The sequence below is a fragment of the Corynebacterium sp. ACRPE genome (genome assembly GCF_022347435.1).
GTDB classification, from domain to species: Bacteria; Actinomycetota; Actinomycetes; order Mycobacteriales; family Mycobacteriaceae; genus Corynebacterium; species Corynebacterium tuberculostearicum_D.
On record NZ_JAKRNA010000017.1, the window covers coordinates 13,651 to 32,249 of the forward strand.

Here is an 18,599-nt window from a genome sequence, read left to right on the forward strand (position 1 = left end):
GGCGGTAGGCTTGCAGCATTATGAAGTTGCTTCCTACCGCCCTTTCGCGTGCCCACACTGATCCTTATACCGGCGTGGATTTTAACCTCGGCTTTGAGGTCTCCCACTACACGCTGGATCTGACCTACCGCGTGGAGCCCAACCTGCTCCACGGCGAGGCTATTTTGGCCATCCGGGCCGATGAAGATTTGGCGTCCCTGACCCTAGATCTGGGCGGGGCGATGGTGGCTCGGCGCGTGACCGCAAAGGGTGCGCCGCGGGTGGCTAAATTCCGCCAGTCCTCCGGGAAGCTGCGCCTGCGCTTTGCTGAGGAGATTGCGGCCGGCACTGAGTTTGAGCTGGTGATTCGCTATGGCGGCAGCCCGCGGCCGATCCGCACCACCTGGGGCGAGATTGGCTGGGAAGAAACCGAGTCCGGTTCGCTGGTGGCCAGCCAGCCCAATGGCGCGCCGAGCTGGTTCCCCTGCGACGATACGCCTTCTGCCAAGGCACTCTATGACATCATCATTACGGCCGATGATCCCTTCATCGTGGTATCTAATGGTGACCTTGTCTCCCGCCGGGCGGGCGGTTCCACCACGCGCTGGCACTACCGCACCCGCGAGCCCATGGCCACCTATCTGGCGACGGTGCAGGTAGGAGAGTTCTCTTCTTTCGATTTGGGACCTTCCACGCGCGCTTGGGCGCCGGCCGCGCTGCGCGAGCGCGTGCTGAACGAGTTTGCCCAGCAGCAGGAAATGGTGGACTTCTTCTCCTCCCTCTACGGCCCGTATCCCTTTGCGGATTATCAGGTGGTCATCACGGAAGATGAGCTGGAGATTCCACTGGAGGCGCAGGGCCTCTCCATCTTTGGCTCCAACCACATCAAGGGCGACCACGCCTTCGAGCGCCTCATTGCCCATGAGCTTTCCCACCAGTGGTTTGGCAATTCCGTGGGCCTGGGCGAGTGGAAGGATATTTGGCTCAATGAGGGTTTTGCCTGCTACAGCGAGTGGCTATGGGGCGAGCACAAGGGCGAGACCACCGCGCGCGAGGCAGCACGTTCCCACTACAACGTCCTGGGACGCAAGGCGCAGAACCTCACCGTTTCCGATCCGGGTGCGCGCGATATGTTTGATGACCGCGTGTATAAGCGCGGGGCCTTGACCGTGCACGCCATTCACCGCCTGCTTGGCGACGCCTTCTTTACCACCCTCCGCAGCTACCTCACCGAGCACCAACATTCGGTGGTGGAGCCTTCCATGTTGCTAGATTCCTTCCGCGCCGCCGCTCCTGATGCCGCGCTTTTCGACGCCACCGTAGACGCCTGGCTCAACCAAAAGGCCCTTCCCCCCTTCCCGAATTAGTGGTTTTGGCCCCGCTTTGCGGGGTTTTGGCTGCGTTTGTTTGGGGAATGTCTAATCTATTGACCAATCTCTTCTTTCCTGTTGACGGGGTGTTTTATCTGGGTAAGATAGAACATGTAAACGAAAAGGAAGGGAGGGATCATGCAGACCACCAAGCACGCGGAGATAGACTCCGCCATCGCACAGGTTGCCACTGGGCTCACCCAGCTGCGCAGCCTCATGCAGGATCCTTCCGATCTGTCCTTCGAGCTTCTTCATTCGCATTTCGAACACTTGGAGCGGGCGCTAGGCAATAAGTCCACCATCGACGCCGCCTTCGCTTTCATCGCGGAGCGGGATGACGCCGGCCGCCGCGTTGGTTCTTCCAAGGCCAAGGACTACCTGACCACGCGCCTAGGCCTTACCGATGCCGAGGCCGCCGCCCGCCTCCGCAATGGACGCAACCTCTTCGCACCCATCCCCGATCCGGAGCCCACTCCCCCTGCGGACCCCGATGCGGACGATGCCGCACGCGCCCGAGCCGAAGAGGAATCCCGCCGCCGCGCTGACCGCGAGCGCCGCGAGGAGGAGAAGCGCCGCAAGAAGCTCTTTGAGGAAGATCCTATCCCCGAGCGCATCCTCAACCTCATCGAAAACGAGCTGCGCAGCCTCAGCAAGTACGCCATCCCCGGCCCGAGCGAACTGCGCAACCAGGCTCTCGAGCAGGCCAAGCGTCGTTCCTTCGATTCCCTGCGCGAGTGGCTGCGCAAGGCCATCCGCAAAGCGAATAAGCACGCTCTCAACCCAGCCGGCGAGCCCGATCCGCACGCCGCTACCCGCAAACGCCGCTTTAGTATCTCCCGCCAAGATGCTGATGGCGGCGTGCACATCTCCGGCTATCTCGATGCCTCCGCAGCTGCCATCCTCGCCAGCGCCTTCGCGCCCGCCAAGAATAAGGGCAGCGCGGATCTCAGTGCCGAGGACGATACCCGCACCTATGCCCAGCGCATGGCGGACCAATTAACCGCTGCGCTATCCAGCTATCTTTCCGCCACCCAAAAGAACTCCGACGGTCTCGGCTCCTTCTTCGTCGCCACTACCTTGGAGGAGCTAGAAGCGATGGGCGGAGATACCCGTTTCGCTACCAGCACCGGCATCGAGCTCACCCCGCTCGACCTCCTTCGCCTCGGCGGCGCGCGGCACGATTTCTTCTGCGCTGTGGACGACAAGAGCTTCCCCCTCGAGCTTGGCCGCACCAAGCGCACCGCGTCCCTCTGGCAGAAGCTCGCCCTCGCAGCCTCCGAGCTCGTCTGCACACACCCAGAATGCAACCGCCCGTGGCAGGACTGCGACGTCCACCATCTCCAAGCCTGGTCTCACGGTGGCGCCACCGACCTCAAGAACCTCACTCTGTTGTGTCGCCGGCACCACGTGGACAATAACGACTACCGCGATGGCCGCAACGGAATGGGACACGCCGAACGAGACCCCGACACGGGCCGGGTAGGATACCGAGCCGCCCACACCAACGGCTTATCGCCGACCGTGGAGGTCAACGACCACCCCGCCGCGGAACAAGCCCCGGCCCGCAGGCTCACCGATCCGCCTTCGCCACCGCCCTCACCTCCGGGAGCGGCCTGACCGGGGCCCGCGGCCTGCCACAGCCGCGCGCCCGACTGCCCTACACTGGATAACCATGCAAACGATGCTCGTCACTGGCGGCGCCGGTTTTATCGGCGCCAATTTCGTGCGCCTAATATGCCAGGCGCGCCCCGATACCCGCGTTACGGTGCTCGATAAACTGACCTACGCCGGAAACCGCGCCAACCTCGCCGGTCTCGATATTGACCTCGTGGAGGGGGATATCGCCGATCCCGCCACCGTAGAACCGCTCGTCGCCGCTGCCGATGTAGTGGTTCATTTTGCCGCCGAGTCCCATAACGACAATTCTTTGCGCGACCCCTCGCCCTTCATCCACACGAACCTCGTAGGCACATTCACCCTTCTGGAAGCCTGCCGGAAGCACGATACCCGCCTCCACCATGTCTCCACTGACGAGGTTTTCGGAGATCTGGAAATCGGGGCAGACACCAAGTTTACTGAGGAGACCGCCTACGCTCCCTCCAGCCCGTACTCAGCCACCAAGGCGGGGTCTGACCACCTCGTGCGGGCATGGGTGCGTTCCTTCGGACTGCGCGCGACCATCTCAAACTGCTCCAATAATTACGGGCCTTACCAGCACATCGAGAAGTTCATCCCCCGCCAAATCAGCAATATCCTTTCCGGACACACCCCCAAGCTCTATGGCACGGGCGAGCAGGTGCGCGATTGGATCCACGTCGATGACCACAACGAAGCGGTGCTCGCCATCCTCGAGCGGGGCCGCATCGGCGAGACCTACAATATCGGCGCGGACCAGGAAGATATTAATAATAAGCAGGTCATTGAGCTGATCTGCGAAATCATGGGCCACACCCGCAATGGGCGCGCACTTTATGAGCACGTGGCGGACCGCCCCGGCCACGACCAGCGTTATGCCATGGACGCCGCCAAGCTGCGTCGCGAGCTGGGATGGACCCCGCGGTTCACGGATATCCGCGCCGGTCTCGAAGACACCATCGCGTGGTATCGCGATAACGAGGGCTGGTGGAAGCCCGAGAAAGAAGACGTGGAAGCCCGCTACAAGCAGCAAGGACAGTAGATATGCGTATTACCGAAACCGCCATCCCGGGGCTGCTCATCATCGACCTCGACGTGCACGGCGATAACCGCGGCTGGTTCAAGGAGAATTGGCAACGCGAAAAATTCACCGGCCTCGCGCCCGAGCTCGCGAGCTTCCAGCCGGTGCAGAACAATATCTCTTTTAATCACGCCGGTGCTACGCGCGGCCTGCACGCTGAGCCGTGGGACAAGCTCGTCTCGGTGGCGCAGGGCAAGATTTTCGGCGCATGGTGCGACTTGCGCGAGGGGTCAGATAGCTTTGGCGAGGTCGTCACCCACGAGGTAGGGCCGGAGACTGCGGTGTTTGTCCCACGGGGCGTCGCCAATGGCTTTCAGGCGCTGGAGGAAACCTCCTACTGCTACCTGGTGAATGAGCACTGGTCGGCCGAAGCTCGCTACGCCGCGGTGAACCTCAACATCGTGGACTGGCCGCTGGAGCCCACCGAGATTTCGGAGAAGGACAAGCAGCACCCCGCTCTTAAAGACGTGAGCCCGATGCCCGCCCGGCGCATCCTCGTCACCGGCGCGAACGGGCAGTTGGGGCGGGCGCTCAAACGCCTGCTTGCCGATGCTGAATTGTGTACCCACGCCGACTTCGATATCACCGACCCACCAGAACGGAATTGGAAGCAGTACTCCGCCATCATCAATTGCGCGGCGTATAACGACGTCAACGGCGCCGAAAACGACCGCGCCGCCGCCTGGGCCGTCAATGCGGAAGCGCCCGCACGGCTGGCGCGCATCGCCGCGGAGAACCAACTCACGCTGGTGCATGTGTCGAGCGACTATATCTTCGATGGGGCGAGCGAGGTCCACTCCGAGGAGGAGCTACCGTCGCCGCTGAGTGCATACGGGTCGTCGAAAGCCGCGGGCGATACCGCCGCGCAGACCGCGCCGCAGCACTACGTCATCCGCACCTCGTGGGTGTTCGGCGAGGGCGAGAATTTCATGTCCACCATGCGCCGGCTGGCCAATAAGGGAGTGGAGCCGAAAGTCATCCATGACCAGCGCGGGCGGCCCACGTTTGCCGAGGACCTTGCCAAGGGCATCGTCCACCTGCTTAAATCCGGAGCGGAGTACGGCGTGTATAACCTCTCCAACTCGGGCGATACCGTGGGCCGCGATGAGATTGCCATGGCCGTGTTCATCGGGCTCGGCCACGACCCGGCCGAGGTCACTCCGGTAAGCACCGAGCAATACCGCGAGATCGCGGGCCCCGAGGCGCCGCGCCCCAAGGAGTCGACGCTTGCGCTAGATAAAATCGAGGCTACGGGCTTCAAGCCGCCGAATTGGCGCGCGGCCCTTGCCCTGTACTTGGCGCTGTACCCGGAGGATTAAATGAAAGGCATCATCCTGGCCGGCGGTTCCGGCACGCGGCTCTACCCGATTACCAAGGGCATCTCGAAGCAGCTCATGCCCATTTATGACAAGCCGATGATTTATTACCCGCTCACCACGCTCATTCAGGCGGGTATTCGGGAAATCCTCATCATCACCACCCCGGAGGATGCGGGGGCCTTCCAGCGGCTCTTTGGCGATGGATCGCAGCTCGGACTCATGATCGATTACGCGGTCCAACCGCGGCCGGAGGGGCTCGCGCAGGCCTTTTTGATTGGCGAGGATTTTATTGGAGACGACAGCGTCGCACTCGTGCTCGGCGATAATATCTTCCACGGCTTCGGCAGCGAGCTCGCCCACTGCCAAGATCCGGAAGGCGGCATCATCTTCGCCTACGAGGTCTCGGATCCGCAGCGCTATGGTGTCGTGGAATTCGACACCGCAGGCCATGCGCTGAGCATCGAGGAAAAGCCGGAAGTACCGCGGTCGAACCACGCGGTGGTGGGCTTGTACTTCTACGACAACTCGGTGGTGGAGATAGCCAGGGGCATCAAGCCCAGCGGCCGCGGCGAACTGGAAATCACAGCCGTGAACGAAGAGTACCTGCGCCGCGGCGAGCTCAGTGTCCAGCGCCTGCACCGCGGGAGCGTATGGCTCGATACGGGAACGGTGGACTCGATGAGCGAGGCCTCCGCCTACGTCGAGGTGATGCAAAAACGCACCGGCATCGTTATTGGCTCACCAGAAGTGGCCGCCTTCGAAGCCGGCTTCATCGACCGCGCCCAGCTAGAAAAACTCGCCGAGCCGTTGCTTAAGTCCGGCTACGGCGAGTACCTGCGGGCGTACTAGAGGCTAGTAGCCGCGCTCGATGTATTCGTCGATGCGCGCTGCCTCCGCGCCCACCGTGGTGGCGTCGCCATGCCCTGGCAGGACCTTGGTGTCCTCCGGCAGGGTGAAGACGACGTTCTTCAGCGACTCGATGATCACATCGAAGTCGGAGTACTTGCGGCCGGTGGCACCAGGACCGCCGTTGAAGAGCGTATCGCCCGACAGCAGCGTCTCGCCCACGTGCAGCACCACGCAGCCCGGCGAGTGGCCCGGGGTGTGGTAGACCGTGATCTTCTCGCCGCCAATATCGAACTGACCGCGGTCCGCCAATGGCGTGTATGGAGCATCGCCATTGGACTCCTGCCACAGCATGTCATCGTCCGGGTGCAGGTAGACCTCGGTATCGAAGCGCTTGGCGGCCTCGGGGGCGAGCTCGCAGTGGTCATTGTGCGCGTGGGTGAGCAAGATGCCTTCCACGCGGCGGTCGCCAACGAGCTCTGCTACCGCATCCAGATCGTGGGAGGGGTCCACCACGTACACGCTGGAGTCATCGCCCACGACGTAGACGTTATTGTCCACGTCCCACTCGCCGCCATCGAGGCGGAACTTGCCAGAAGTAACCGTGCTATCGATACGCATTAGAACTCCACCACCGAACGCAGAACCTTGCCGGACTTCATGGTGGTAAAGGCCTGCTCGACGTCGTCAAGCGCAATGCGCTCGGAGACGAACTTGTCCAGCGGGAAGTTGCCGGCCTTGGACAGCGCTACGTAGGCGGGGAAATCGCGCTCTGGGAGGCAATCGCCGTACCACGCAGGCTTGATGGAGCCGCCGCGGCCGTAGAGGTCGATGGCCGGAATGTCCACGTGGTCGGTGAGGTTCGGCACGCCCACCATGACCATGCGGCCGGCGTGGTCGCGGGAGTAGAAGGCCTGGCGCCAGGTGGGCTGGATGCCCACGGCGTCGATGGACACGTCGGTACCGAAGCCGCCGGTGAGCTCGCGGACCGCGTCAATAACCTCCTGCTCCGAGAGATCCTTGGAGCAGATGGTGTCGGTCGCGCCGAACTCGCGAGCGGTTTCCAGCTTGGACTCGTCGATGTCCACGGCGATGATCTTGGCCGCGCTCGCCAGCTTGGCACCCGCAATGGCAGCCATACCAACGCCGCCGCAACCAAAGACAGCGACGGACTCGCCGAGCTGGATATCGCCGGTATTCACGGCCGCGCCGAGGCCCGCCATGATGCCGCAGCCCAGCAGGCCAGCGGCAGCCGGGTCGGTGTCTTCCACCTTGGTGCACTGGCCCTCGTGGACCAGGGTCTTCTCAGCGAAGGAACCGATGCCCAGCGCAGGGGTGAGCTCGGTGCCGTCCTCGAGGGTCATCTTCTTGGAGGCGTTGTGGGTATTGAAGCAGTACTTTGGCTCGCCCTTCTTGCAGGCGCGGCACTCGCCGCACACGGCGCGCCAGTTCAAAATGACGAAGTCGCCTTCCTCCACGTGGGTGACCGCAGAACCTACGGTCTCTACTACGCCTGCGGCCTCGTGGCCGAGCAGGAAAGGGAAGGCGTCTTCAATATCGCCATCGCGGTAAGCAAGGTCGGTGTGGCACACACCGCAGGCCTGGACGCGCACGATGACATCGTTAGGGCCGGGGTCAGGAACGACAATGTTGACGGTTTCGACTTCCGCACCCTTGGAACGGGCGATAACAGCTTTTACAGTCATGCGCCCGAGCGTACCGATATTTTCAAAACCGGCGCATTATTGAAAACTCTTTTTAAGAGTGGGCAATGACGTTGGCCGCATGCTCGTGACCACGCTGGTTCATATGGATGGGCAGGTTGCCGTCACCACCAGTAAAGTCCACCAGACCAGCCCACATGCGCTGGTTTGCATCGGCGCACATGCCGTTATTGCGGGTAGAGGGCTTCAGATCCAGGAACTGCACGCCGGTGCGCGCCGCCAAGTCCACCTGCATCCACTGCGCCTTATTCTCAAAGTCTTGGATGCCCGGCAGGAAGGTGGAATCGGCCGGGCGCGGACCGAAGTGGAAGAGGCAGTAATAAGGGCCGGTGCCGATGGTGGGGTATCCCACGATCTGGACGCGAGCGTTCGGGGCAGCGCGCTTAATGCGCTCGATCTGCGGGGCGGTGCGGTCCGCGAACTCCTTGCGAATCTGCGGCAGGCTCATATCGCGGTGGTTGTAGGTGTCATTAAAGCCGGTGGTGATGACCACGCGGTTAGTGGCCGGGCTCAGCGCGCCGGTACGGATGGCCGCATCCACCTGCTGGAAGATCTGCGGGCCGCGGGACATGGACACGGCGCCGGAGCAGGAGAAGTCCCGCACCGGAAGGCGCAGCTTGGCGCCGGCGCGCTTGGCGTAATTATTAGAGGTCGGGCAATCTACGCCCACACCTTTAGAGGGGGCGTAGCGGTGAGCGAGGTAGGAGCCGGCGTCTGGATCCGCCAAGACGGAATCGCCGAAGGCTACCAGGTTGCGCTCCGCGGCGGTGGCCTGCGGTGCGACAGCCACGCCTACGACGGCCAGCGCGGACGCCACCACGGAGAGGACTTTGAGCTGCAGAGATTTCATGAGATCCTTTTCTAGAAACACCAGTAACTTCAGGTAACTGTAGTCACTTCTGTAACATATTTCGAGTTGGCGGCAACACCGCCCGCCTCTCTCACGATATCGTCCATGGTTATCTTTTCGTTATCTTCGCTAATTTGGAGCTTTCCCGATCGTGAATTTTTCTGATTTCACATTCCACGCTGCAGCCCTCGGCCGGTTCGTGCCGGCGCTTCTTAACGCTGGACTCGTCAGCCACCAAGGCGGCGCGAAGGCCCAGCTCAATCTCCTGCCGAACCTGGCCCGCTACCGCTTCACCACCGCGCGCGAGATCGAACAAGGCTACCTCGCCTGCCCGGAGCGTTTGGCGCTTATCGACGACGACGGCACCCTCACCTACCGCCAGCTGCGCACCCACACGCAGGGCTTCGCCCGCTACCTCCGCTCGCTGGACCTGCCCGAGATCCGCCTCGGCGTCATGGCGCGCAACGGCCGCGGCATCATCATCCCGCTCGGCGCCAAGGGCTATGTGGGCGCTTCTATTTACCTGCTCAACGTGGGCTCCTCCCCGGAGCAGCTGGCCGGCTGCATTGAGGAAAACGGCATCAATGTGCTCGTCGTGGATGATGAATTCATCGACCGCGTGGACACCGATATCCCGGTCATCATCGCGCACGATACGGGCGCAAGCGATCTACCGAAGCTGGATAAAATTGTGAAGAACCCACCGGCCGTGCAGCTGCCGCGCTTCCCCAAGCACGGCCCGATTGTGCTCATGTCCTCCGGCACCACCGGCATTCCGAAGGGCATTGTGCGGCCGGAGCCGACCCTGCCGGTGGTGCTGGCATCCATCGTGGATACGATTCCGTGGCGCGCCGACCAGCGCCTACAGCTCACCGCCTCCATTTTTCATACCTGGGGCTGGGCCTGCATCAATATTGCACTGGGCCTGCGCAATACCATCGTCACCCGCCGCGTATTCGACGCGGAGCAGGTGCTTGACGACGTCCAGCGCTACCGCCTCGATGGCATGATTTCCTCCCCCATCTTTTTCAAGCGCTTGGTGGAGCGGGATCCAGCCGGCGAGTTCGATACCTCGAGCCTGAAATTTATCGCCTCGGCCGGCAATGCGCTGACCCCGGAGGTGGTCAAGGAGACCAATGAGCGCTTCGGCGCCATCCTGTGCAACGTGTACGGATCCACCGAGCTCGCGCTCGCAACGACCGCCACCATGGATCAGGTGGCCGCCAACCCCACCATCGCCGGGCGCGTGGCCTCGGGCACGAAGCTGCGCATCCTCGATAAGGAGGGCCACCCGGTTCCGCGCGGCGAGGTGGGAGAAATCTACCTGACCAACTCCACCGCGATGACCGGCTATACCAACCCGAACCTGCGGCTCAATAAGGTGGACGGGCTCATTTCCATCGGCGATTTGGGCTACATCGACGAGCACGACTTCCTCCACGTGGTGGGCCGCGCCGATGACATGATCATCGTCGGCGGCGAAAACGTCCACCCGCAGTCCGTCACCGAGGTTCTCGAGGCCATGCCCGGCATCCACGAGGTGCATGCCGGCGGCGTGGAGGATAGCGAGACCTTCCAGCGCATCGCCGTGTGGGCGGTGCCTACTGCCGACGCCGCCGGAAAGGCCCTCACCGCCGACGCCATCCGCGACTGGGTCCGCACCAAGCTCGCCGATCACTCCGTGCCGCGCGACGTGCACTTCCTGGCCAAGCTTCCGCGCAACGCCACCGGCAAGGTGGTCCCGCGCCTGCTTAATAACGACAGCGAGGCTTAGCGCGCCGCCCCCACAACGCGCTTTCCCCAATAACGCGAAAGGCCGCAGGCTATACACCTGCGGCCTCTGTGGAGCCGCCTGCGAGAATCGAACTCGCGACCTTTTCATTACGAGTGAAATGCTCTACCGACTGAGCTAAGGCGGCACGCTGCTCGGCATGCGCCAGTGCAGCAAGAGAAAGTTTAACCTAGGGGCGCCGCGGAATAGAAATCGGGCCCCACCTACAGGCACGCGCGGCGCAGGCGGCCCACCAACCCGTCGAAGGCAATCTGCGTGCCGACGTTTTGGGTCAGCTGCTCGCGGCACAGCGTAATGGCCGCCTGGCAGTCCAGCAGGCCTTCCTCGCTCACGCGCTGCGCGATCTCACCAGAAAGTCCAGCAAAATCCGGGTGGGTGAGATCCACCTGCGCGCCCACCTTCTGCATGAGTGCATCGCGGTAGACGCCGGAGAGATCAACAAGCACGAGGTCCAGGTTGTCGATCACGCGGCGCTTCGCCCGCTTCTTGTGCTGGTCCTGCAGATCCTTGATGGCGGAGCGGGCGTCGCGCTGCGCCTTGGCCGCACCTTTGCCCTTCGCACCCACGCCGAGGGTCTGTTCCAGCTTCGCCAGCTCGGCCTCTTCCTGTTCCTTATGTGATTCCTTCGCCTCCGAGTCCACCAGCTTCAGCAGCGAGGTCACCGCCTGGAAGCCTTGGGAGCCGTGGAAGACCTCTTCTGCCAGGTTGATGGCCACCGCGCGGCGTTTTTGCACCGCCGGATCGTTGACCAGGCGCCGCGCCCGGCCGACGTGGCGGAGGGAGGTGAGGGCGGCCAAGTGGGCGTCGTGATCCGAGGCGCCCTCGCCGACCAACTGGGCGGTAATGCTCTCCACCGACGGGGAGGGAATGTAGAGGTGGCGGCAGCGCGAGCGAAGGGTCTGGGAGAAGTCCTCGGGGGCGTCGGAAGGAGCGCACATGATAATCACGGTGCGCGCCGGCGGCTCCTCCACCGTCTTGAGCAGGGCATTCGCGCCGTTATTGTTCAGGCGGTCAGCGTTATTGAAGATCACCACTCGCCAGGGCGCCACCGTGGGCAGGCTCGCCGCGCGGCCGATGACCTCGCGCACCGTATCCACGGGAATGATGACCTCCTGCGGATCCACGAGGACCAGATCGGTGTGCTGTTTGGTTTCTAGCACCGCGCGGCAGGCCTCGCACCGGCCGCAGCCTGGTTCCTCCGGGTCCGTGCACATGAGCGCGGCCGCAAAATCGATGGCGGCCAAGGAACGGCCGGAGCCCGGCGGGCCGGTAAATAGCCAGGAATGGCTCATCGCCCGCGGGTCTGCCCCCGGCATCCCCCGAGCTGCCCGGGCGGCGCCCAGGATAGTGCGGGCCACACCTGGGGTATCTGCCAATCTTTGCGCAACGCTTCCGGTATTCACTCGCCCTAGCCTACTGGTCTTACTAAAGTATGAAAGCATGAACAGACTACTGCGCGGCGCACGATGGCTCATGGGTACCCAATGGCCGGTCTACGCTGCCTTAGTCCTTGGCGCGAACCTCATCGGTGCCATCGCGATCATGACCTTCGTCCTCTATTTCTTACCGATGCCGGAGATTAAGGACTTTGCCGCCGAGCTACCCAGTCTGATGGGCGTCGCCGCGGTGTACCTCATCTTTGCCGTGGTCATCGGCATCGCCGTCACCCTGCTGCTTTTCCGCCCGGTGCTGGACTGGCAGCGCAACCCGGACGAGCACGATCCGAATATGGTGCGCAACCTGGTGCTGCGCATCCCCGTCTACCAATCCGTGGTGGCGGCCGCGGTGTGGCTCATCGGCATCATCCTGGCCGTGGTGATTTCCGGCCGGGAAGCTGCCAGCCTCGGGCTCGTCGTGGGCGTGTCCGCCACCCTGGCCGGCCTCGTGGTGGTCATCTTGACCTACCTGCAGGCAGAGCGTCTCGTGCGCCCGGTGGCCGCCCAGGCGGTGGCTCGCCGCTTCGAGGACGCCACCCTGGAGCCGCCCATCAAGTACCGCCTGATTTCCACCTGGCTGATGACCTCCGGCGTGCCGCTGGTGGGCATCTTGCTCGTGCTCATCGCCCAGCGCACCGGGCTCTTCTCCGGCACCGCAGGAGACCTCGTGCCTGCCATTACCGCCCTGGCACTTACCGCCCTGGCCACCGGTTTTATCGGTACTAGCTTCGCGGTGATGAGCGTGGTGGACCCGATCGTGGAGCTCCAAGACGCCATTAACCGGGTGCGCCGCGGCGAGAACAATGCCGAGGTCGATATCTATGACGGGTCCGAGCTGGGCGTGCTGCAGGCCGGTTTCAACGAGATGATGCGCGGCCTGCGCGAGCGCCAGCGCGTGCGCGATATCTTCGGCCGCTACGTCGGCGCCGAGGTGGCGCAGCGCGCCCTGGAAGAGCGCCCCGAGTTGGGCGGCGAGGACCGCAAGGTCGCGGTGCTCTTCATTGACGTCATCGGTTCTACTACCTTCGCCGTCAACCACTCCCCCGAGGAGGTAGTGGAGGAGCTCAATAAGTTCTTCGAGCACGTTGTCCAGGTGGTGCACCGCAATAAAGGCATCATTAATAAGTTCCAGGGCGATGCTGCGCTGGCTGTCTTCGGCGCGCCGCTCAATGTTTATGATTCCGCTTCCATGGCCCTGCAGGCCGCCCGCGAGCTGCGCGGCGAGTTGCGCGGGCTGGAGCTGCAGGCGGGCATTGGCGTGGCGGCGGGGCACGTCGTCGCCGGGCACATTGGCGGCGCGGATCGCTTCGAATACACCGTCATCGGTGACGCCGTGAACGAGACCGCGCGCCTGACCGAGCTGGCCAAGGACACCCCGGGCCAGGTACTCACCAACGCCGCCACGCTCAAGACCGCTAATGAGGCCGAGCAGGCCCGCTGGACTATGATGAAATCCATTGAGCTGCGCGGGCGTCACCGCATGACCCAGCTGGCTCGCCCTATCCGCGCTACCCTGGCAGAACGTTCCGAGGTATAACGAGGTTTTTCAGTGAGCTCAGCTTCCCGGCCCCGCATGATCGTGCCCGATGTGGCACGCGGCATGGCCCTTCTAGGCATCGCCATGGCCAATATGACCACGGCATGGATCATCACCACCGACCGGCAGGGCAGCTATTTCGGCGGCATCATCGATGGCAGCGCGTGGGATAAGGCGGCCGTCGTCTTTGGCGCCTTCTTTGTCCACAACCGCGGCCTGCCCATGTTTTCTACCCTGCTCGGCTTTGGCGTGGGGCTTATTGCGATGAGTCTGTGGCGGCGCGGGTTTCCGGTGCAGGCGGCGCGCGGGGTCATCGCTAAGCGCTATGCCTTCTTGGCGGTGATGGGCGCGGTGCACTTGGTGCTGCTGTTTTGGGGCGACATTATGTTCTTCTATGGCGTGGCCGGAATTATCATCGCATTCCTGCTGCGCAAACGGGATTCTACCCTCATGCTCGTTGCCTATATTCTGTTTGCGCTGTGCGCGCTGGGCGGGGTTGTGGCCTTTATTTCCGGTGCCTTGGATCCCCTCGGCGTGGTGGCCACGGAGGGCATAGGCACCATCGAGTCTTATCCAGATCTGCTGCTCAGTCAGCTTATTACCCTGGGCAGCCAGGCCGTTGCCACGCCGATCATTGTGCTGATGTACCTGCCCGTCATGCTGGTGGGCTTTGTGTGGGCGCGCCAGGGCGTGCTTGCCGACGTCCCCTCTCACCGCCCCACCCTCATGCGTTGGGTCACCATTGCGGTGGCCATTACCGTGGTTATCGGTACTTTGTGGTCTTTGAGCACGCTGGGGGTCATCGAGCAGCGCTGGGCCAATGCAGCCAATAATGCCAACGCTTTCATCGGTGTCTTTACCGGACCTGGCATCCTGGCCGGGCTCGCGCTGCTGCTGCAGCCGGTGCAGGAGCGGCTCTCGGCCGGCGCGCCGCTGCCCACAGTGCTGTGGCCTTTTGCGGCGCTGGGCAAGCGCTCCATGAGCGGCTACGTGGGGCAGTCCATTCTCTTTTTCTTCCTCGTGCACCCGTTCACGCTGAACTTCGGCCACGATCTGGGCGCCTTCGGCCAAGCCGCGCTGGCCTTCGCGGTGTGGTTGGCCACGCTTATCGGGGCCTGCGTGCTGGAGGCCTTCGACCTCCGCGGCCCCTTCGAGGCGGTGCACCGCCGGCTGTCCTACGGTCCGACGATGCAGCCGCAGCTACCGCGTGCGGCACAGGCCATCAATGAGCAGCAGGTGGCCGACAACTAGGGCGCCCGCCTCGGCCGCGCCCACCAGGCGCGCCCCCTGCTTCCGCTTACCGCGATAGTGCTGCGCGAGCGCCGCGCGCAGGGCCGTCAGCCCCTCGGCCACAACGAGTAGGTTGGCGCCGTGGCTCATGCCCTTGCCGGCCTCGGTGCGCAGCGCTGGGTCTCCCGCCAAAGCCGAGGTCGTGAGCACGGCCGCGCCGCCCACCGCGACCGCAGCGGCCGTCGGCTGTGTGCGAGCGGCGGCAACGCCCGCGCCCCATGCTGCCGCGCGCAGGCCCCAGCCTAGGGCATCATTGCGCGCGCCGCGGCGATAGAGGCTCCACGCATAGGCGGCGTGGTTCGCCGTTACAGCCGCCACGCCAAGCGCCGAAGGACGGGTGAGCCGGCGGGCCTTTTCCACCTGGCCAATAGCTGCGGCTACAACTCCGGCGCCTACGGCGGGTTCTTCGCGAACCGAGGCCAGAACCTGCGGCCGTGCACTGATATCGGTGACGGCGCGCCACAGAGCCGCGGCGCCTTCTCGGGTGCGGACAAGAAAATCGTTCATGCCCGCCACCTTACGCGGTTACTTCTTGCGCGAGCCGGCCTTTACCACGTTCTTCGTGCCGGGCGAAGGCTTCTTAGTCGCCTTCTTTCCAGCCTTCTTCGTGGACTTTTTGGTGGCCTTCTTGGTTGCCTTCTTTTTCGTCGTCTTCTTAGAGGACTTCTTGGTGGACTTCTTCTTGGTCTCGCCGGAAGCTTCCTTGGCGCGGCGCTCGGAAAGGAGTTCGTTCGCGCGGGCGTCGGTAAGCTGCTCCGGGTCATCGCCGCGGCGCAGGGAGGCATTGGTGGTGCCATCGGTGACATAGGGGCCGAAGCGGCCGTCTTTGACGGTCATGGGCTTGCCGGAGACGTCGTTATCGCCCAGCTGCTTAATCGGCGGCTGGGCCGCTGCGCGGCCGCGACGCTTCGGCTCGGCGTAGATGCGGCGGGCCTCGTCCAAGGTGACGGTGAAGATCTGCTCTTCCTTAGCCAGCGAGCGCGAATCGGTACCCTTCTTCAGATACGGGCCGTAGCGGCCGTTCTGCGCGGTGATCATCACGCCGTCGTCCTCGCCCACCTCGCGCGGCAGGGAAAGCAGCTTGAGGGCCTCCTCCAAAGTCACGGTGGACGGTTCCATGGAGCTAAATAGCGAAGCCGTACCCGGCTTGAGCTTGTTCTCGATGTACTCCTTGACGCGCTTTTCCTTCTGCTTTGCGGCCGTCTTGGTTTCCCAGTTCTTGGCGCGTTTTCCTTCCTCGGCGCGTTGCTTGTCTTCCTCGGCGCGCTCCTCGGCGACGACCTCCTCGGCCTCACCCTCGGCCTTCTCTCGCTCATCCTCGCGGACGATTTCGGTGACATACGGGCCGAAGCGGCCTTCCTTGGCCACGATCATGCGGCCGTTTTCTGGGTTCTCGCCCAGCTCGCGGCCGCCCTGCGGGGTGGCGAAGAGCTTTTCCGCCAGCTCCTCGTTCAGGCCGTCTGGGGTGACGGTTTCGGACAGGTTAGCGCGCTGGTACTCGATGCTGCCGTCGTCATTAGTGCCAACGGCGCGCTCAATATACGGGCCGTAGCGGCCTACGCGGACAAAGACGTCGCGGCCCTCGGTGTCGGTATAGAGGCGCAGGGAGTTGACCTTGCGGGCGTCGATGGCTTCCAGGTTGACGTCGATAAGCGACTTCAAGCCGCCGTGGCGGGCAATGGAAGCCACCTTCTGCTCGTTGGCCTCGGCGTTGCCAAAGTAGAAGCCGTTAAGCCAGGCGGTGCCGTCCTCGATGCCGGTGGCAATCTGGTCTAGCTCGTCTTCCATGGAAGAGGTGAAGTCATAATCCACCAACTCGGTGAAGTTTTCCTCCAACAGGCCTACGACGGCGAAGGCAACCCACGAAGGCACCAGCGCATTGCCGCGCGAGACCACATAGCCGCGGTCCTGGATGGTCTTGATGATGGACGCGTAGGTGGACGGGCGGCCGATTCCCAGGTCCTCCATCTTCTTGACCAGGCTGGCCTCGGTATAGCGCGCCGGCGGGTTGGTGGAGTGGCCCTCGGCGGAGACCTCCTTGGCAGTCAGGCCGCGGCCCTCTTCCAAGTGTGGCAGGCGGGTCTCGCCCTTCTTGTCACCCTTGGCGTCGTCCGCACCGTAGGCCTTCAGGAAGCCGGGGAAGGTAATGGTGCGGCCGGTGGCGGAAAATTCCACGTCGTAGCTGCCCTTATCGGTGGCGGCGGTGCCGGCTACGGTGACCTTCATGGAGGTTCCCTTCGCATCGGCCATCTGCGAGGCGACGGTGCGCTTCCAAATCAGGTCATAGAGCTTAAACTCCTCCGCATCCAACTGGCCGGAGAGCTGGCCCGGGGTGGCGAAGGACTCGCCGGCCGGGCGGATGGCCTCGTGAGCCTCCTGGGAGTTTTTCACCTTGCGGTCATATACACGCGGGGAATCAGAGACGTACTCTGCGCCATAGATGCTGGTAGCGGAGTTGCGCGCGGCGGACAGGCCCTGCTTGGAGAGCGAAGTGGAGTCCGTACGCATATAAGTAATGTGGCCGTTTTCGTACAGTCGCTGCGCAATGCGCATGGTGCGCTCAGAGGTAAAGTGCAGGCGGCGTCCGGCCTCCTGCTGCAGCGTGGAGGTCATAAACGGCGCATAGGGCTTGCGCGTATAGGGCTTGTGTTCGACCCCAGCGACCTGCATATCCGCACCGCGCAGCGCTGTTTCCAGCGCCTTAGCCTGTGGCTCGGTGATGACGATGACGTCTTTGCTCTTGACGTTTCCGCGGTCATCAAAGTCGCGGCCCAAGGCCACGCGCTTGCTATTGACGGCCGTGAGGCGGGCGTCGAAAGTAGCAGGGTTGTCCGCATCCGCAGCGCCGGTATCTAGCGTGGCGGCCAGGTCCCAGTAGTCGGCCGGGATGAACGCCATGCGCTCGCGCTCGCGCTCGACGATGACGCGGGTGGCCACCGACTGCACGCGGCCGGCAGAAAGCCGCGGCATGACCTTCTTCCACAGCACCGGGGAGACCTCATAGCCGTAGAGACGGTCGAGGATGCGGCGGGTTTCCTGGGCGTCGATAAGATTGTAATCCAGATCGCGGGTATTGTCCGCGGCCTCCAGGATCGCGGACTTGGTGATCTCGTTAAAGACCATGCGGCGCACCGGAACCTTGGGCTTGAGCACCTCGAGTAGGTGCCAGGCGATGGCCTCGCCCTCGCGGTCGGGGTCTGTTGCGAGGTAGAGCTGGTCGCACTGCTTCAGCTTGGACTTGAGGTCCGCGACCTTCTTCTTTTTATCGGGGCTCACCACATACAGCGGTGCGAAGTCATCCTCCGGGTTCACGCCGAGGCGCGCCCAGGATTCCTTCTTATACTTAGCCGGCACGTCCGCAGCGCCACGGGGAAGATCGCGGATATGACCCACGGAGGCCTCCACGATGTAGTTGTCTCCGAGGTAAGGCTGAATCTTCTTCGCCTTCGTCGCCGACTCGACGATCACCAAGGTCTTTCCCGGCCCGGCTGCTTCTGCCACTTCGACTTCATCCCTTTCGATGATGCGAACAATAAGGTATGCACGCTTTCAGCAATCGCCCCTAGCGTACACAGTTGATCTGCGTTTCCTTTCTCGCACCATATACGCGGTTCTGCCAAAAGGCCGTTTTCAGGGGCACTATGTACCCCCACGGAACGGGTCTATACTGGCCTACTTAGAACGCCCAGTAGCTGTGAAAGCATTGTGGGGCACGATAGCACACCCAAGACGACGCCCGG

The 18,599-nt window shown here is 63.2% G+C and carries 14 protein-coding genes and 1 tRNA gene; 8 read left to right on the forward strand and 7 right to left on the reverse strand.

Annotated features, from left to right (window positions below; genetic code table 11):
* Window positions 1-20 precede the first annotated feature (20 nt).
* From MHY13_RS08715 to rfbA, 5 genes are all read left to right on the forward strand, one after another.
* A complete protein-coding gene (locus MHY13_RS08715) occupies window positions 21-1,346 on the forward strand; it encodes a M1 family metallopeptidase (protein ID WP_239282881.1) in 1,326 nt (441 codons plus the stop codon).
* A 141-nt stretch (window positions 1,347-1,487) separates the two neighbouring features.
* Window positions 1,488-2,966 carry an HNH endonuclease signature motif containing protein gene (locus tag MHY13_RS08720; protein WP_239282882.1) on the forward strand — a complete coding sequence of 493 codons (1,479 nt, stop codon included), beginning with the start codon at window positions 1,488-1,490 and terminating at the stop codon, window positions 2,964-2,966.
* A gap of 55 nt (window positions 2,967-3,021) precedes the next feature.
* Window positions 3,022-4,026, forward strand: a complete 1,005-nt coding sequence (gene rfbB, locus MHY13_RS08725; protein ID WP_239282883.1) for a dTDP-glucose 4,6-dehydratase — start codon at window positions 3,022-3,024, stop codon at window positions 4,024-4,026.
* 2 nt (window positions 4,027-4,028) lie between these two features.
* Window positions 4,029-5,384 carry a dTDP-4-dehydrorhamnose reductase gene (gene rfbD, locus MHY13_RS08730; protein ID WP_239236286.1) on the forward strand — a complete coding sequence of 452 codons (1,356 nt, stop codon included), beginning with the start codon at window positions 4,029-4,031 and terminating at the stop codon, window positions 5,382-5,384.
* On the forward strand, window positions 5,385-6,233 hold the full coding sequence (gene rfbA / locus MHY13_RS08735; RefSeq protein WP_239282884.1) for a glucose-1-phosphate thymidylyltransferase RfbA: 849 nt from the start codon (window positions 5,385-5,387) through the stop codon (window positions 6,231-6,233).
* A gap of 3 nt (window positions 6,234-6,236) precedes the next feature.
* On the opposite strand, the gene MHY13_RS08740 is transcribed toward rfbA, so the two are convergent.
* Genes MHY13_RS08740 through MHY13_RS08750 form a run of 3 tightly spaced genes read right to left on the reverse strand, consistent with a single transcriptional unit; the run spans window position 6,237 to window position 8,804 of the window.
* A complete protein-coding gene (locus tag MHY13_RS08740; protein ID WP_005323087.1) occupies window positions 6,237-6,851 on the reverse strand; it encodes an MBL fold metallo-hydrolase in 615 nt (204 codons plus the stop codon).
* Complete coding sequence (locus MHY13_RS08745) at window positions 6,851-7,936, reverse strand: S-(hydroxymethyl)mycothiol dehydrogenase (protein ID WP_200435940.1); 1,086 nt, start codon at window positions 7,934-7,936, stop codon at window positions 6,851-6,853. Before MHY13_RS08745 ends, MHY13_RS08740 begins: the two co-directional genes overlap by 1 nt.
* Window positions 7,937-7,988: 52 nt before the next feature.
* Window positions 7,989-8,804, reverse strand: a complete 816-nt coding sequence (locus MHY13_RS08750) for a GDSL-type esterase/lipase family protein (RefSeq protein WP_239282885.1) — start codon at window positions 8,802-8,804, stop codon at window positions 7,989-7,991.
* 151 nt (window positions 8,805-8,955) lie between these two features.
* Here MHY13_RS08750 and MHY13_RS08755 point away from each other — a divergent pair, with 151 nt between their 5' ends.
* The gene (locus tag MHY13_RS08755) at window positions 8,956-10,578 is read left to right on the forward strand and encodes an AMP-binding protein (protein ID WP_239282886.1); all 1,623 of its coding nucleotides are present in this window, start codon (window positions 8,956-8,958) and stop codon (window positions 10,576-10,578) included.
* A gap of 69 nt (window positions 10,579-10,647) precedes the next feature.
* Here the strand turns inward: MHY13_RS08755 and MHY13_RS08760 are convergent.
* Window positions 10,648-10,723, reverse strand: a tRNA-Thr gene (locus MHY13_RS08760).
* A 76-nt stretch (window positions 10,724-10,799) separates the two neighbouring features.
* On the reverse strand, window positions 10,800-12,038 hold the full coding sequence (locus MHY13_RS08765; protein WP_239282887.1) for a DNA polymerase III subunit delta': 1,239 nt from the start codon (window positions 12,036-12,038) through the stop codon (window positions 10,800-10,802).
* Here MHY13_RS08765 and MHY13_RS08770 point away from each other — a divergent pair.
* Together MHY13_RS08770 and MHY13_RS08775 are read left to right on the forward strand one after the other, a co-directional pair.
* Window positions 12,037-13,569, forward strand: coding sequence for an adenylate/guanylate cyclase domain-containing protein (locus tag MHY13_RS08770; RefSeq protein ID WP_239282888.1), 1,533 nt, complete (start codon window positions 12,037-12,039; stop codon window positions 13,567-13,569). The genes MHY13_RS08765 and MHY13_RS08770 overlap by 2 nt on opposite strands.
* Before the next feature lie 12 nt (window positions 13,570-13,581).
* Entirely contained in the window at window positions 13,582-14,820 is a 1,239-nt protein-coding gene (locus tag MHY13_RS08775) for a DUF418 domain-containing protein (RefSeq protein WP_239282889.1), read from the forward strand.
* Here MHY13_RS08775 and MHY13_RS08780 read toward each other — a convergent pair.
* Both MHY13_RS08780 and topA read right to left on the reverse strand, forming a co-directional pair.
* Window positions 14,770-15,366, reverse strand: coding sequence for a hypothetical protein (locus MHY13_RS08780; RefSeq protein WP_239282890.1), 597 nt, complete (start codon window positions 15,364-15,366; stop codon window positions 14,770-14,772). The genes MHY13_RS08775 and MHY13_RS08780 overlap by 51 nt on opposite strands.
* 18 nt (window positions 15,367-15,384) lie before the next feature.
* Window positions 15,385-18,360 (reverse strand): type I DNA topoisomerase, encoded by a 2,976-nt coding sequence (gene topA, locus MHY13_RS08785; protein ID WP_239282891.1) that lies wholly within the window; start codon window positions 18,358-18,360, stop codon window positions 15,385-15,387.
* Window positions 18,361-18,599: the final 239 nt, after the last annotated feature.